This window comes from Rhodococcus sp. FW305-130 (assembly GCF_058788335.1).
Map to the genome: position 1 here is coordinate 332,358 of NZ_JBYTAP010000007.1, position 15,726 is coordinate 348,083.

Annotated in this window: 10 protein-coding genes; 3 read left to right on the forward strand and 7 right to left on the reverse strand. The window is 58.9% G+C overall.

The window, feature by feature from the left end:
* Nucleotides 1-136 precede the first annotated feature (136 nt).
* From AC3WQS_RS23030 to AC3WQS_RS23040, 3 genes are all read left to right on the forward strand, one after another.
* Complete coding sequence (locus tag AC3WQS_RS23030; protein WP_428690290.1) at nucleotides 137-1,102, forward strand: DUF8129 domain-containing protein; 966 nt, start codon at nucleotides 137-139, stop codon at nucleotides 1,100-1,102.
* Between the two features lie 630 nt (nucleotides 1,103-1,732).
* Nucleotides 1,733-2,194 carry an Hsp20/alpha crystallin family protein gene (locus AC3WQS_RS23035; RefSeq protein ID WP_031331396.1) on the forward strand — a complete coding sequence of 154 codons (462 nt, stop codon included), beginning with the start codon at nucleotides 1,733-1,735 and terminating at the stop codon, nucleotides 2,192-2,194.
* Nucleotides 2,195-2,500: 306 nt separating this feature from the next.
* The gene (locus tag AC3WQS_RS23040; RefSeq protein WP_492713548.1) at nucleotides 2,501-2,725 is read left to right on the forward strand and encodes a hypothetical protein; all 225 of its coding nucleotides are present in this window, start codon (nucleotides 2,501-2,503) and stop codon (nucleotides 2,723-2,725) included.
* A 1,250-nt stretch (nucleotides 2,726-3,975) separates the two neighbouring features.
* Here AC3WQS_RS23040 and AC3WQS_RS23045 read toward each other — a convergent pair.
* From AC3WQS_RS23045 to AC3WQS_RS23075, 7 genes are all read right to left on the reverse strand, one after another.
* On the reverse strand, nucleotides 3,976-5,943 hold the full coding sequence (locus tag AC3WQS_RS23045; RefSeq protein WP_192712676.1) for a DUF3732 domain-containing protein: 1,968 nt from the start codon (nucleotides 5,941-5,943) through the stop codon (nucleotides 3,976-3,978).
* Nucleotides 5,925-6,422: a three component ABC system middle component gene (locus AC3WQS_RS23050; RefSeq protein ID WP_354541587.1), complete on the reverse strand. Its 498-nt coding sequence runs from the start codon at nucleotides 6,420-6,422 to the stop codon at nucleotides 5,925-5,927. Before AC3WQS_RS23050 ends, AC3WQS_RS23045 begins: the two co-directional genes overlap by 19 nt.
* The gene (locus AC3WQS_RS23055; protein WP_492712530.1) at nucleotides 6,422-7,636 is read right to left on the reverse strand and encodes an ABC-three component system protein; all 1,215 of its coding nucleotides are present in this window, start codon (nucleotides 7,634-7,636) and stop codon (nucleotides 6,422-6,424) included. Before AC3WQS_RS23055 ends, AC3WQS_RS23050 begins: the two co-directional genes overlap by 1 nt.
* 641 nt (nucleotides 7,637-8,277) lie before the next feature.
* Entirely contained in the window at nucleotides 8,278-9,828 is a 1,551-nt protein-coding gene (locus tag AC3WQS_RS23060; protein WP_192712673.1) for a class I adenylate-forming enzyme family protein, read from the reverse strand.
* Between the two features lie 480 nt (nucleotides 9,829-10,308).
* Nucleotides 10,309-12,081, reverse strand: a complete 1,773-nt coding sequence (locus tag AC3WQS_RS23065; RefSeq protein WP_192712672.1) for a hydantoinase B/oxoprolinase family protein — start codon at nucleotides 12,079-12,081, stop codon at nucleotides 10,309-10,311.
* A complete protein-coding gene (locus AC3WQS_RS23070; RefSeq protein WP_192712671.1) occupies nucleotides 12,081-14,159 on the reverse strand; it encodes a hydantoinase/oxoprolinase family protein in 2,079 nt (692 codons plus the stop codon). Before AC3WQS_RS23070 ends, AC3WQS_RS23065 begins: the two co-directional genes overlap by 1 nt.
* A 48-nt stretch (nucleotides 14,160-14,207) precedes the next feature.
* Nucleotides 14,208-15,539, reverse strand: coding sequence for a purine-cytosine permease family protein (locus tag AC3WQS_RS23075; RefSeq protein ID WP_354541540.1), 1,332 nt, complete (start codon nucleotides 15,537-15,539; stop codon nucleotides 14,208-14,210).
* Nucleotides 15,540-15,726: the final 187 nt, after the last annotated feature.

A 15,726-nucleotide genomic window follows, 5' to 3' on the forward strand; every position in this document is an offset into this window, starting at 1 on the left:
GCGAAGTTGCGGTGGTTACTAGGAGGTAGGTCGGGGTAGCCCGCGTATCGGCGGTGGCTCCGCGGTCCGCGGAGCACTCGTCGAGCACAAGCTGAACATCATGTAAAGCACGCACCGACGAAGGGACGCCCCCGATATGAGCAACTCCGAAACCACGTCCGCCTTGATCAACCAGCTGCGCATCATCCTCGGTCTGACACATGCCGAGATCCAGGTCGCCGAAACACGCGTCGCTCAAGCCAGAACCGAAGCGGTTCGACGCGAACTCACGGAAAACGCAGAGAACGGTCGAGAAAGGGCCAGTTCCATCGAGTCCACGATTCGCGATCTGGGTGGCGTTCCGGAATCGGTCGGTCCGTTCCTCGGACGAGCGACAGCAGGCGTGAAAGCGATGGTCGAACAGGCCCAGCCCTTCGACGAAGCTGTACTGGGAGACCTTGCGCTCGAACATCAACTCCTCGACCGCTCCCGCTACCTCAAGGCCCTGGCCACTGCCGGCGACGATCAGACCGTCGCGGCGTTGGCCGACCGCCTCATCACTGCACACTCCGCGACTGTGGACTGGCTGACCACCGTCCTTGCCGAGGAGGCACTCGGGGGGCCGGCAGCTTTGCGTCGCACTCCGTTCCAAGCGGCCACCGGAGCAGCCATTCGACTGGTCAACGTTCCGGTCTCCTGGTCCACCCGCAGTCTCGACCGTGCCATCGACGCTGTTCGCACGTCGCCGCCGGTATTGGGTGAGCTGATCAGCTGGGGCGCATATGCCGGTGACGTGACTGTGAAAACACTGTCGGCCAGTAGGGATGCGGCCATCGCCACGGCTGAGAAAGTCACTCGCCGAGAAGGTGCTGACGGTGCCGCGGATGTCTTCCGTTCGGTACGGAAGTCGAGTGGGTTACTCGACCCCGCTGAACTTCCCATCGAAGACTTCGACGAACTCAACGTCGCCCAGGCCGTCTCCGCGGTCAAGGAACTGACCGACGCCGCACAGGTGCGAGACATCGTTGCGTACGAGGAAGCGCACAAGAACCGACATGGCGTCGTATCCGCTGCACAGGCAAGACTTGCGGCGATCGCCCAGGAAGTCGTCGGAATTAACTGACCTTCGTATCCGCCTGAGGAGGGCGAGAGAAAACAGCCTCTGCATTGCTTCGTGTCCAGAAGAACCGAGCAGGGCCAGACCGCCCCGAACACAACTACAAAGCACCCCCGAAATCGGCGATACGCGTTCATCACGACAGGTTCCGGGTAAAACGGGGCGGTGGCTGACCACGCATCAAAGTCAGCCACCCCCGCCGTTTCCGCAGTTTAGGGCTGTCAGCGCAAACTCACCGTGGAAGAACGCGCCTGTCTGCTCGAAATCTACGAGACGCGGCAGTTTTGGAATCGAAACACATTGCAAGAATACGGGTTTGAAGCAATCGCCGTTGTACGCGAACCTCGAACTTGCTGGGCGCAGCGGCAGTCGTAAGCCCGCACGAACTCGACCGGCAGCTGACAGCATCTGGCCACCGGCAATTCCCGTTTCGCCCCAACCATATGGGGTTGGCAACCGCCGTTGTTCCTGCTCCGATGCCGCCTTGTTCGCGACCGAGACACTCCTTAAAAAAAGTCTGGCACTCTCAGTTGCAGAGTGCTAATTCATGTGGTTATCATGTTCTCGCACAGTGAGTTCGGTCGACCGCCACAGTGGCGGGGACCTTTCGTTTCACGACATGGGAGGTGTGTTGCTGTGCTTCGTTTCGATCCTTTCACCGACATCGATGCGATCACCAAGTCCGTCCTCGCCGCGGGAACCGGCAACGGACGCAGTCCACGGTTCATGCCAATGGACCTCTACAAGGTCGAGGACCAGTACGTCCTGCACGCCGATCTTCCCGGCGTCGATCCCGGCTCGGTGGACGTTCACATCGACGGCTCGACTCTGACGTTGACCGCGCACCGCACCGCCCTCTCCGAAGAGGGTGTGAGCTGGCTGGCGAGTGAGCGTTTCGCTGGAACATACAGACGACAACTGTCCATCAGCGACGACATCGACGCCGAACAGATCGTCGCCTCGTACGACAACGGTGTGTTGACGGTGACCTTGCCGATCGCGGAGAAGGCGAAACCGCGGCGGATCGAGGTCTCCTCCGGACCGCCCTCACGTACCGAAACCATCGAAGCGACAACGCAGGTCCAGGTCGAAGCCTGATCCTGCTGGCCCGGACAAGCGTTCCACGGTGGGGTGAGTTTCGAAGACACGCGATGCGTGCTCGGGGCTCACCCCACCGCCCGTTCGATCCCCACCGCCGTTCGATCCCCTCTGCACCCGTATGGCCGATCGGCCCATCCACCACACGAAAGAATCAGCACGAGAACCCTTTAGCCGTCATGACTGCATCAACCTTCCCCCCCGCACGAGCAATCCGACAACACAGGCAACACCGAATCCCGCCCGCACACCTCGCCCGATTGGTGGGATCACCACCGCCCGATCAACAGCGACGAATACAGCGACATGGCGTTGATGCTCGGTGCCCTCTCGATCCTGACGTTCTGGATGTTCGGCCTCGGCATCCTCCTCGGTGCCGCCGCCATCGGAACCGCACTGGCTGCTCGCCGACCCGACACCCCCGGACACGATCCGGGGGACAGCAGCGCCGGTATCGTCGGAATCCTCACCGGCATTGCCGGTGTCGCCTTCGGCATCGTCTTCCTCACCGCAGCACTACCCCACCTGTAGAAAAACCGAATTTTGCACTAGTGGAATCGAATTGGTGCTTGTAGCAGGATCTCACAAGATCTGAAATCCGTCCCACCTTCAGGCGATGGCGGCAGCCACTGCCGCCATCGCCCGAAGTTGAGACAGACACCTGCGGAACAGACCCGATGAGACAAGCTCCGATACTGAAGTTGAGACAAACCTAGCTAGGCAAGCCTTCCGTACATTTCACTCCCTAATTGACGCCAACGGCGTTCGGCTCCAGACGGGATTCACCGTCACGCCGCGACTGACCCCGTTCAACCAGATACCGTGGGCCGGTGCCATTCGAGCAGACCTCGACCTACCCGAGGCATGCCGCAGGTCCAGTTCAAAGGAGCTTGTCGACTTCGCATAATCGTGCGCCGGCGAGAGACCGCACCCGAATCGTTCGTCGGTATGACACCCTGAAGCGTCGCTTTTATGCTGTAGCCGCGCTGCCGGGTACCCGACGGAAGAAGACGCAAAGGTGTTGGAAACGGAAGGCCTTAGATCAGAGGACGACCCGGTGCCTTCGCCGGTATACGAGGATCCGGGGTATGGCGCGGGCCCCGTCCTCGACACCGAAAATCTATTGCCAGCCGAACGGAAACTTCTCCATGCAGTGCGGACGTCGACGATCTGCGACCCCATTCCGTACGAATCCAAGCTGCACAACTTCGAAATCGCTGGACGGACATTTCGCACGATCAAGCCGCCCGCACTCGAAATCGCTGAGTGGACGTCACCCGAGCGAATGATCCGCGGCGAAATTCTGGCGCGACTGATCCGGCATGGATACTCGGATGGGCCAGTGAAGAACATTGAGCTTCGCGGTGCCATCATCACCGGAACGCTGTATTTTTCCGATGAAATCGTCTCGCCAGCAATCGAACTGAGTCATTGCCGGATCGAGAATATTTCTGCATTCCTCCCGAATCCATTGACAATCAGCGGTTTTCCTGTGAGACCAGGGTGCACACACCCTTCGCGGACCAATCGGCCACCTCGACGGACCGGATCCTTCGATCGACTTCGGCCGCAACCAACAAACTGGCCAGGGCCCACCGGTACCCAGCTTTGTCTCTCGCCGACCTCCGTTGACAATGAAGCACCGACGCATAGGAACCTTTCTGCGACATCATCGTTCGCAGAAAGAGTACGACACCCCGATTCTAAGAGGGGGTTGCGGTCCAAACGCTTCGAACCCGCGACAATTGGCGTGGCATCCTGCGTCCGCCGCAATCGGCCACTTAATCGATGTTGCGCTCCGCATTGATCCACGTTCGTGGGATAAGCGCTTCGCCCGAACGCCAGGTCTCAACGACAGAGTCGTGGAACCAGTCGTCGGTGAAATCCGCGTGATCAAAAGCGATGATTTGCAGTCGGCCTCCTTGCGCTTGCACGGCGTCATACATGAGCTTGTACAGCATCCGAGTGTTGTCACGGTCTGTGTCGGTCAGTTCGCTGAGGTCACCACCGGTTTCCCGGTCACGCGGGAAGAATGCTTGACTGGGCTGATCGATGACGATGAATCCCGGGACTGGTCGGCGGTTCGTAATGAAGAAATCGTGCAGGGCGAGGTACGCGACCAGGTGGTAGCCGACCCAACTCATTCCACTGCCGATTTCGCCAGCATCCATGTATGCGGGACCTTGAGGTGTATCGGCGACGACAGTGAGACGTTGAGGATCAATGCGGACTCCGTGTTGCGAATGTTCGAGTTGTAGCGTCTGCGCCATAGAGGTCATGTTGCGTGCAACTGCGGCCAGTAATGAGGCGACAGTAGATCGAAGCGTTTCGGGGTCGAGTTCATCGGCGAGGTCTTCGGCCCACCGTTGGAGTTCGGTCAGCTCCCGCTCCATGAGGTCAATGGTGTCATCGCCGTCGACGTTTGCGGTTGCGAGATACTGGGAGATCTTTCCCTTCACAAAGCTCTGTTGTTCCCACTCACCGCGTTCGGCGAGGCGCGCTTCGTCGGTTCGGGCCAGGGAGTCAAGCGCCTCATCGGCGTCCGAAAGGTCCGCTCGCAGCTTCTCCCGTTGTGCAATCAGCCCGCTCCGCGCCTGCTCGATCCGTGGCTGGTCGCGTTGAGCGAGTTCCAGGCGGTGTTCTACTCTGCCCAGGTTGCGAGCGATTGCGTCGTGCTCTGGGATTGCGGCGATGGAGTTTCGGCAAAGCGGGCACGAGGGATTCTCTACTTCTCTGTCGGGTATCAACCCGATCGACGCGAGCCTTACCCGGTGTTCATTCAGTTCTTGGTTGTAATCTCTACCGACGTTGGCAAAATTGTCGAGGCCGCGGAGATTGTCGTTGAGTTCACGAATCTGGTTGCGAAGATCGCGTTTTCGTCGAACAAGTTGTTCGGTCTCGTCAAATTCACCGAAGTCCACTTCAGTGGATGACGGAGAGATCAGGATGCGCCTGAGAAGGTCCATTGCTTCGTCGGATGCAGTTGGTGCGTCTGTGACGTCGAGCAGTCCGCAGGATCGCGCTTCTGATATCAGACCTGCAGCCCGCCCGACTCCGAGGGTTAGTGCTGCCCTTGCCGTTCCGATCTTGATACTCCTGGACCGTATGTCTCGACGCAGAGCAGTGAGTTCTTCGCGTTTACGCATCGCGTCGAGGCCTTGCGCGCCTAGAAAGTACGGCAATGAGTCTCGGATCGCCTGTTTCTGGAAGTCGCGATTTTGGTGGTGGAAGAGGATGTCTGGGTTCGCGATCTCACCCTGCCCTTGAAAGCAGTAGTACAGGGAATGCCTGAGATTCGCCGCGAGAGGAAGTCTGGTTTGGCCGTCCGCCGGGACATTCAGATTATCCCCAATACCGATTAGTCCTCCGATGTATTCGATCACGTCGGCTGCGTTCGCGTTGACTGACAACGTAGACATGTCGGGGATCGAGTCTTCCCCGACGAGGAGTACGGCAAGCGATGTGGTGGAGCCATGATTTGGTGCAGGTCGGGCGATGTAAAATGATGTTTCGTTCACGTGCGCGAGGAGTCCGTACCAATGCACGGTTTTCGAAATAGGCCCGATGGCTGCGTGCGGGCTGTCGCCGCCGAGCAAAAATCGGAGAATGTTGATGATGCTCGTTTTTCCGGTTCCCGATTCCCCGCTGATGATGTTCAGCTTCCCGGGATTAAAGCGGATCACTCTTTCTTCGCCGGATCGGTTGTAAAGAACGAGGGCGTCAAGCTGCATCATGGTCGAAATCCCCATCTGGCTAGTGTGGTGGCTTCGTCACTGTCGGAGGTGGCGAACCACTTTCCAAGGAAGACGGCTGTATTCATACATGATTCCCAATCCTCGGTTGGGCGAAGCGACTGAGGACGCCGCTTTAGCCGTGAGGGCAGAAGGCCGAAATCATCGCTCCTTAGCACGCCGTGACGGACACCAAACAGGATCGCCTCTGACGTCAATTCCTTGAAGTCTGTTACGCGTTCAGCGATGTCAACGAAGAGCAGCGGGTTCTCTCGAATCCAGGCCCACATTGATGTAGCTACGGTTTTCGGAAGATTCTCTCGTGTCTGTTTGTGGAGAGACGCAGGCAGGATGATGTAGGCATAAGTCAATGGCAGCGGTGCATCTGTTTTGTCAACGAAGGCCGCACAGGCGCGATTGACCAGCGCGCCGCAGAACGCGGGGTTAAAGAGAGCAGCGGCTTCATCGTCCGGGCGGGTGTTCTGTGGGGGTTGCATCACGCTGTCTCACGCGCCTCGGCGACACGTTCGCGAAGGAGGGTCACCCAATCGGGGTGCCAGCCAATTGTCAGGCGGTCCGCCAGGATGTGCATGGACCCGATGGGGATGTATCCGGAGCGCAATTCTCTGCGTATCTCAGGTAGCGGTCGGTCTCCTAATGCAATGAAGAGTCCCAGGGCTGCTCGTCTGCGTTCTTCGACGTCTACCGCCTCGGTGTCGCCCGGCTCCTCTGCGGGTATGAAGAGTCGGCGCCACTCTTCGACCAAGCGCCGGTCGTAATCTGCAAGTTCAGTCACGGCGAGCAACTTTTCGCGCTGCCATCGAGATCTTTGCAAGAAGGCGCGATTGTGGTCGAGGACTGCCATTCGGATTCGTTCATTATGGAGCATTATCAGCTTGAGTTGAGCGACAAAGACTCGATCGTCTTCCGCTACTTCACCCACACTCGGCATTTCCATGTCACCGAAATCGAGCGGGAGATTATCATCTCGCAATGCTTGTGCGATGTGATGCAATTGCTCTTCGATTTCTTCGATTTCAATCGTGTCGCTGTGCTGATCAGCAACGAGAGTCAGATGTGTCATTGCTCGGCCATGCCACCAACCTCGCAGTCGCTCGACCAGTGGTGTGCGGCGGTTTTTTGGCACCGTCTTGCGAACCGCCAACATCAGTTGGGCAGTGATATCAACTGCTGCCGCTGCTTGATCTATCACCGTGACGCGACTGAGAAGTTCATATCGCGCTTTGACCGTAAGTTTCAAAAATTCTTCGTAATAATCTTTTGATGCTTCATTACCGCAGGCCTTCGCTACTGCTTCCAGTTTCTCCTGTGCTTGACGAACCGCGTCCGCATTACGACCAGGAGCGAGTAAGGAGGCAGCCGAATCTGCCGGTGAAGTTGCTGTGGAGAAAATGACACATTCGGCACCGTCCGATGTCTCGATCCAGTTATGGATGGTCTTCCACACATCTGGGCTGGCGTCGCCAAGCGAGCCGCGTCGACCTACATGGTGTTTCGTCTGCCACAACTCGCGAGGTGTCCCGACGTCGGAACCATCAAAAACGATATCGTCGACGGTTTCCATCGACATCGCAAGCGATACGTCAGTATCCATCCGGCGAAGCATCAACAACAATCCATACTCAACCTGAGCGAGATAGCCGAGGGCGGAACCGGCGGCGCTGAACCGATTTGCGGTGACGTTCGTCATGCGAGGACATTAGCAGTGGACGAAACTCATTCTGATCGCCGCCGAACCTTACTGCTCGCGACGGATTTAAAATCCTACATGCGCATTTTCCGGGAACTTTCACAGGGGAGTGGGTCTACTGACTCTACTCCCAATGATCGCGTAACCCGCCCGGCGCCTCGATGCGAAGCAGCGGAGACATACTCTAACCGGTGGCCAGATTGACTTCACAGGTCCCGGCTGGAAACTGCTGCAGCACATCCACACCCACAGCGGGCCGTCTCCTCAGTCTTGGGGTGTAGCTGAGCTCAAGCGGATTGAGAGCACGTGACACACGAACCCATCATCCACGCACAACCAGTTCTCGGATGTCGCCATGGCGCCTGGCGAGATGCACTCATGGCTGTGCCACAGAAATATTGGCCCACAACACAGCGTCGCTTTTGATGCTGTAGCCGCGCTACCGATTGCGGGCTGCAGATGTAGCGCTGGCTTACGTCCCAATGCGATCCGGCTACGACGGGCAGGCGCCCTCGGAAGACTATCGTCTTCCTCGCCGCTAGCTACCGCGTCTTCGCACCCCGCGAGATGCTTACCTGCGCAACATAAATGGTGGTTTCCACTCCGACCCATCGCAAGTAAAGCAGGCAAGATATCCGGCGTCAACGAACTCGTACCGATCCGGCTGCGTCTTGTTGTGCGATAAGTTGTGTTGCGTGTTTGCGGTCGATCTTGCCACTAGCGTTGTAGGGGAGTTCATGTAAGGCGATGAATTTTTCAGGGATGGCGTAGTCGGGAACACGACCTTGTAGTTGTCCCCTGGCATCGGTCTCGTCGAGTGTGTGCCCGCCACGCAGGACGACACCGGCGACGATACGTTCCCCCATTACAGGGTCGGGAAGGCCCACGACCGCCACCTCGGCGATCGCGGTGTTTTGCGCGAGAAGATACTCAAGTTGCGTGGGCAGTATCTTTTCGCCGCCGCGGTTGATGACTTGATTGATCCGGCCAAGGATTCGCAGTCGCCCGTCCGCGTCGATGGCTCCGATGTCGCCGGTGCGCAGCCAGTGCCCGCTGAACGCGTCTTTAGTGGCGTCGGGCCGCTTCCAGTATTCGAGCATCCGCATCGGCCCGCTGACCCACACCTCGCCGGCGGCGCCCCCGGGGACTTCGTTGCCTTCTGGGTCACGGATGGAGCAGTGCACACCGGCAACTGGGTAGCCGACCGTGTCACCGTGGTCTCTGATTTCTTCGGCGGGTAGCAGGTGAGTAGCCGAGGTGAACTCGGTGAGTCCGTAGGCGTGAAAAAGGTTCAGTTCTGGCCAGCGTTCGAAGAACTCGGCGCTCCACGCTGGCGGCATTCCAGCGCCCCCGACGATGGCGTGCCGGCAGGAGCCAAGAATTACGTCAGCGTGTTCGGTGAGCATGAGCATGCGGTAGATACTCGGGACGGAGGCCAGGTGGGAGGGAGGCCGCCGGGTCATGGCATCGATGGCGGTAGTGGTGCGGAACCGAGGCACGAGATCGACCTGACCGCCGATGACCAGCATGAATCCGAGTTGGTCGACATAGCCGGTGTTGTGGAATAACGGAACTAGGATGGTCGAGACCGCGCGCTCGCGGAACGGCATCCACGGCACGTACACACTCGCCGAATCGACCAAGGAGCCGTGAGATATCGAAGCCGCTTTGGGGTCTCCGGTGGTTCCCGAGGTAAAGCTCAGCAGGGCGAGGGTGTCACGGTCTGCTGAGCTGGGGGCGTTCCAACGGTGATCGCAGGGCATCCCAGCGAATGCGTCGGTGACGTCACCTGAACCCAGTGCGTGTATCCGAGTTCCCGATTCGGTTATCTGTGCGGTGGTGAGTACCGCGAATTGAGTGTCGTCGACGAGGACGATGCGGGGTTCGACGAGCTCGATCAGTGGGCGGAGTTGTTCGGACCCTAGGCGCGAGTTCAAGGGCACGATCACCGCGCGCATACGTAGCGCCGCGAGGAAGGCTACTACCCAGGCAGGGGTGTTGTTGCCTGAGAGTACGACCCGATCTCCCGGCCGGACACCGGCAGCGGATAGGCGTGCGGCGGTGGTGTCGATGAGTGAGAGGAGTTCTGCATAGCTGATTTCGGTGTCGAATGAGGACACGGCGATCGCGTTGGGGGTGTGGGACGCCCAGTGTTCGACGTGGTCGGTGATGCTGTTGAGTGGATTGCTCATAAAGGGCCGCCTGTGTGGTGGAAAGCTGGACGAGCGGGGATAGGGCGCCGTCAGACTCGGTGCGCAGCGAATGCAGTGAAGTATCGCAGAACTTGTATACAGCGAGCCCAGTTCGGTGCGGAACAGGTTTGCCGGATCACTTTTTTGGGGGGACTACCCTCGAAACGCATGATTCCTCTCGGTCGTTCAGAGTGAGAATTAAGTCGGCGTACGAGACGTGCTTGGTTGCTTCCTCGCGCATAAATGCATTGGTAGACAAACATTTATGCACACTTTGTTGCCGCGGGCAGCACCATTGATGGGAGAGATCTGGTCAGACAAAGCCGTCAGTAGTTCGCCTGCGAAAGCGCACGCGAACCTACGATTCCGGACGGTTCACAACCCATCTCCCCGCGCCAATCGCATTCTGCTGGCATAGAACCCGTATTCCGAACGATCGTCGTCAAAGACATAAATTTGAGGACCGTGAGGTGGAGCAGATCACGCTCCACGTAGCGCTGAGGTATCGGCGCTATCAACCGCCAGTCCCGTTTCGGTACGTACGATTGCCACTCCATAGGTGGTGCGTGCGACGTTGATGCTGACCCAGCCTTCGATGACATCATGTAACACGGCGTCCTGACAGCGGTCGAATGGGCGTCCGTAACCTCCGGCTGAACTATCCACACCGCGCACGGCCTGCCCGGGCTCGAGCTCGAACGCGGCATTGGCAGGTAGCGGTGATTCGGTGCCGTCAGCGTTCTCGATCCACGCTTCGGCACGCTGTCCGTCGTGGCCACCGAGAACCCCCTTCGGTGAGGTTTCCTGGCCGTCGCACGGGAAGATCACCGTCACCGGAGTGTCCTTTGCCGCGTAACTGACCTCTAGACTCGGCCCCCCTCTGAACTCGCCGGCGCCTCCGCTGTCTTGCCGAATCAACATGTGGCGGTACTGGATCGGCATCTTCACTTCGTCAATTTCGATGGAGTCCCGATACATCAGTCCGCTGACCACAGGCAGGCCGAAGGTGACCCATCCATCTGCTCGGGCGCTGGCAGGGCCGCCGTTGGCGGACACGATGATCTGGTTCACGAATGGTTCGTTGTCGTAGCGAGAGTCTTTGCCCGACAAGGTAGCCATAGCTGGCCCCATCCCTACAGCCGCCTCCGATACACCGAAAGGGGCGCCCAGCTGAGCGAACGAGCTGCCGATCATGTTGATGAGACGATCGGTGAGGTTGGTAGTCGCCAGGGAGCAGCTGTGCGGAAACTTCGGTATACCGACGGCCGCACCGTGTTTCAGAAGTACTTTCACTCTGCGGAAGGCGCCCGAATTCTTTGGGACTTCTCCGCCGATGGCGTTGAACAACCCGGCAAAGACTGCCGCCATCGTTGTAGCCTCGGTCATGTTGAGCCCGCAGTTCAGGTTGTCGGCGTTGTCGCGGAGATCGACCTCGATGAGTCCCTGGTCCGGGTCGATGGTGATCGTGGACCGGATCTCGAGCCCCTCGGGAAGGTAGGGATCGAATGCGTCGTGGCGTCCGGTGTTCGTCAGTGTCCGGCGGGGGAGTTTGGCGATTTCGTTGGCCATCCGCTGCTCGGAGTAGTCGAGCCAGTCGGAGATGAAAGCTTTGATTGTCTCCACTCCGTACTTCGCGCAGAGTTGCTTGAGTCGCCGCTCGGCGGTGCGGGCCGATCCCACGGCCGCCAGATAGTCGCCATACCATTGCGCGGGTACTCGGATGCGCGAGGCGCATATTTGGAGGATGTCGTCGTTGTCGGCGTAGTCGCGTTGCACCTGGACGGTGGGGAATATGAGTGCGCCTTCCTCGTAGACGTCCCTAGCTTCGGCATGGTAGGTCGTTGCCAGGGAGTTCCCGATGTCCGCTTGATGCGCTTTTGCGATCGCGGTGAAGAGATGTTCGCCTTCGAAGAACACGGGCACGAGGATCGTGTGGTCAGCGGCGTGGGATCCACCTTTGTACGGATTGTTGTCGAGGTAGGCATCGCCTTCTTTGAGATCGGGATGGCGTTCGCGCAGTGCTGCTGTCTGCAGTTGCGAGCCGAAAATGTGGACAGGAAGCCCCTCTGCACAAGCGAGCAGTTGGTCGTCAGCAGTTGTTATGGCGCACGAGAAGTCGCGCGCACTGTTGATCACTGCTGATCGGGCCGATCGGAGCAATGTGTTGGTCATTTCCCGTACGACGCTGTCTAGGCGGTTTGCCAGGACAGCGGTAAGGACCGCATCAAACGTGGTGGTGGGTGTGGAGGTCATCAGTGCGCTCCGTCTGTGTGCAGGATGTAATTGCGGCTGGGGCTGATCTGTGCGCTCATCCCCGGGAAAACTACAAGGGTGGTAGTGGGCTCTTCGATGATTGCGGGGCCCTGAATAGTGGTGCCGATATCGAAATGCTCAGGTCGGTAGATCGCCGTTGGTATCGGTTCTGTCCCGCCGAAGTAACACGACCGTTGACCGGGGGTGCTCGTCGCCTCATGAACGAGAGCGGCATGGTCTCGGGTGGAGGGAATTTCAACGGTCAGTCGGGCTTTCCAATTGATGACTTCGACCGCTGAACCGGCATCGCGAATCGCGAAAATACGTTCGTGAGCTTGGTGAAATTCCTCGACGAAGCGCGCGACATCTTCGTCCCCGGATGTGAATCGAGCGAAGGGTAGGGGCGCGTCTACATCCCACACCTGGCCCTGGTATCGAGCCTCGGCGAAGTAGTCGATGGAGGATAACCGACCTCGGAGACCGGCGCGTTCGAGGAATTCGTTGAGTCGACGGTCGAGTTCTTCGAGGGTCCGATTGACCGAATGGGTATCGAAGCGGTTGGTGGACGTGATGAACGCCTTCGCCTCTTCCTTGACGATGTCGGCGAAGTGCATTCCGGTGGCTGACAGCGCGGACGCGAGTCGGGGTAGGACGATGTTGCGGGCGCCGAGTTCGGAGGCGATTTGCATGATGTTGATTCCTGCGGCGCCGCCGCCTGCAACGATCGTGCTCTCTGCTGGGTTCAGCCCTTGGGCCGTGGTGACCTCGTGCACGGCCTTGACCATCGAATCGCTGGCGAGTGAGAGAATGCCCCAGGCGGTTTCGTACCGCCCGATGCCAAGTTGCGCAGCGAGGCGGTCCACTGCTTTCTCAGCAGAAGTGCGGTCGAGTTGCATACGGCCGCCCAGGAAGTTGTCGGGGTTGAAGTAGCCGAGCACAGTCGCGGCATCGGAGACAGTGGCGTCGACTCCTCCGCGCCCGTAGCAGGCCGGTCCTGGTTCAGAGCCTGCCGATTGCGGACCCACGTGGAGTAGGCCGCCGTCATCGACCCACGCAATTGACCCGCCGCCCGCGCCGATGGAGCGGATGTCGACGGAGGAAATCCCGAGAAGGTCCCCTTCCCATATTCCGCCCAGCCAGGTGTCTCGGGAGTACACCAGTTGCCCGTCTCGACTCACGCCGACATCGAATGTTGTTCCGCCGGTATCGCATACGACCATGTCGCCACCGAGTCCCTCGCTGAGGGAATAGTTAACTCCCGCGATGGGCGCCATTGCCGGTCCTGACTTGGCAGTATGGATCGGCGACTCGATGACCTCGTCGATCCCCATCACTCCACCCATGCTCGTCGAGACGAGTAGCTGGCCCTGATAGCCAAGATTTGCGAGATCGTCTCGGAGCTCCCGGAAGTGGCCTTGCATGAGTGGTTTGAGCGATGCGTCGATCGCGGTCGCCGAGGTACGGCGGTACTCACGAATGATCGGTGCGAGTTGATGGGACAGGGTGTAGGGGATGCCCGGCAACTCATCTTCGATGAGTAGCCCGATGCGACGTTCATGTTCCGGGTTTACGATCGACCAGAGCAGCGATACGGCAATCGCCTCGTACCCCTCGTCGCCAAGTCGCTGCAGAATTGTGCGGACCGCCGCCTCGTCCAACGGCGTCGTCACCTCAGCTTCAGAGCTGATACGTTCGGGTACGCCGAAGGTGCGGCGCCGAGGAATGTACGGGTCGGGATAGTTGTGGCTGAAGTCGTGGCCGTCGAGCTTCCCACCTTCCTTCAGTACGAGTATGTCGGTGAAGCCTTCTGTGGCCAGAAGTGCTGTCTTCGCAACATTTCGAGTAACGATTGCGTTGGTCGCACGGGTCGTGCCGTAAATGAAAAGATTCGCGTTTGAAAGCACTCCCGACAGATCGGTGCCGATCTCGCTCGCTGCCGCGGCGATAGCCTGTGAGAGTCCACGGGAAACGCGGTCGTGCGTTGTCAGTGCTTTTCCTATGGTTTTTCTGCCGCGTTCGTCGTTAATGACGACATCGATGAATGTTCCTCCGGTGTCTGCGGAGATTTGGTAGGGCATCTCGAAACTTCCTTTGGCGAGGCGAACGTTGTTTGGGTTTGGGTTTAACTAATTGGCGAGGGCTGGTAGTAACGCACTGCGGTTACTGGCGAAAGTGCGCATCGAGCCGTAGATGGTCGCCGCGAGAATCGGTGTGACGAGGGCGCCGATACCTGGTCCCCAACCGATCCCTGACTGCAAGATCACCAGGCCCGCGGCGGTAGACACTGTCCAGGCAACGATTCCGGGGGGATAGAACCGGGCGAACCGCGACTCGGGGGTATGGGCGGGATCCGCACTCTCGCCGTGTCGGCGTGTCATCATGATGTGGGTCAACGCTATGCCGACCCAACCGGTGATAAGGACAGCCTGCCACGATAGTGCTACCAGCAGATATTGGACGACAGGTAGCAACATCATGAGGTAGATCGCCGCTCCGGTGACGATCGCCCACACCCACATCGGAGCAGAGATTCCGAGAACCCGTTTTCCGATCGACTGTAAGTTCGTGATCGCCAGGTGATAGTTGGCCGTATTGATACGGGTCTGTGAGACGAAAATGATGAGCAGTCCGACGACTCCGAGCATTTGAACGAGTCCGGTAGCAACACCTGTTTCGGTGGCCGCGATGCCAGGAATGGTGAAAGTGAGAAAGATTCCCACGACTGCGTTGACTCCGAATGCCAAGGCGTAGAAGAGATATCCGAAGGTGTATCGCTTATGGAATCGAATGTCCTCGGAACGGCCCATCGCGGCAAAGTCCATCGTATACATCATGAGTACCCACACGCCGATATAGGCAGCGAAGGCGGCGAGCCACCCTGGGCCACCGGATGCGACGGGCAACGCGGGCACGCTGTGTGTTATCCATTCCGAATCGGTGCCGTACTTGAAGCCCGCCCATACGACGGCCAGCAGCAATCCGCCCCAGTAAATCGGGAGCAGAATTCCATTAATGCGGTCCAGGAACTCCCGGACCCGACCGACCACGAGGGGCGTCGAGTAGGCCACGACGATGGCGGACCACAGGGGCAATGGTCCACCGAACTCCGCTTGGAATGCGAACGCGACAATTGATCCCTCGAACACCGCGTAGTACAGCGCGGTAACACCGAGGATCAGCGACGCAATAGAGGCTCCGCTGCGCCCGAGGATACTTCGTGAGAATTCTGCGACCGACACGTTGTTCCGTAGAGCGTGCTCGGCAATGACGCGGTTGATAACACCGTAGACGACGATAGTGAGCGCCAGTCCTATTAGGGCATTCATCGTCCCGTAGGCGAGGGCGAGCGCCGCGCCGAGATAGATGAAGAACATTGCGCTGACGATGCTGTACCAGATGGAGTTCAGGGATTTTCTATTCATCAATGGCGGGGAATGCTGGCCTACCGTGATCGACACACGCAACTCCTTCAGAGGTGGACGAGACTCGCACGTACCGACGGAGAGGCGGACCACGCTATCGGAAAGGAGACTCGGCAGATCAGGTTCATTGTGATCTGGAACACTGATCAGGTACGTGTCAACAATGACGGGTGAAGTGCCCGCGGCACATCATTCGATGGGCCGGATGGCTGGAGGAGAGACG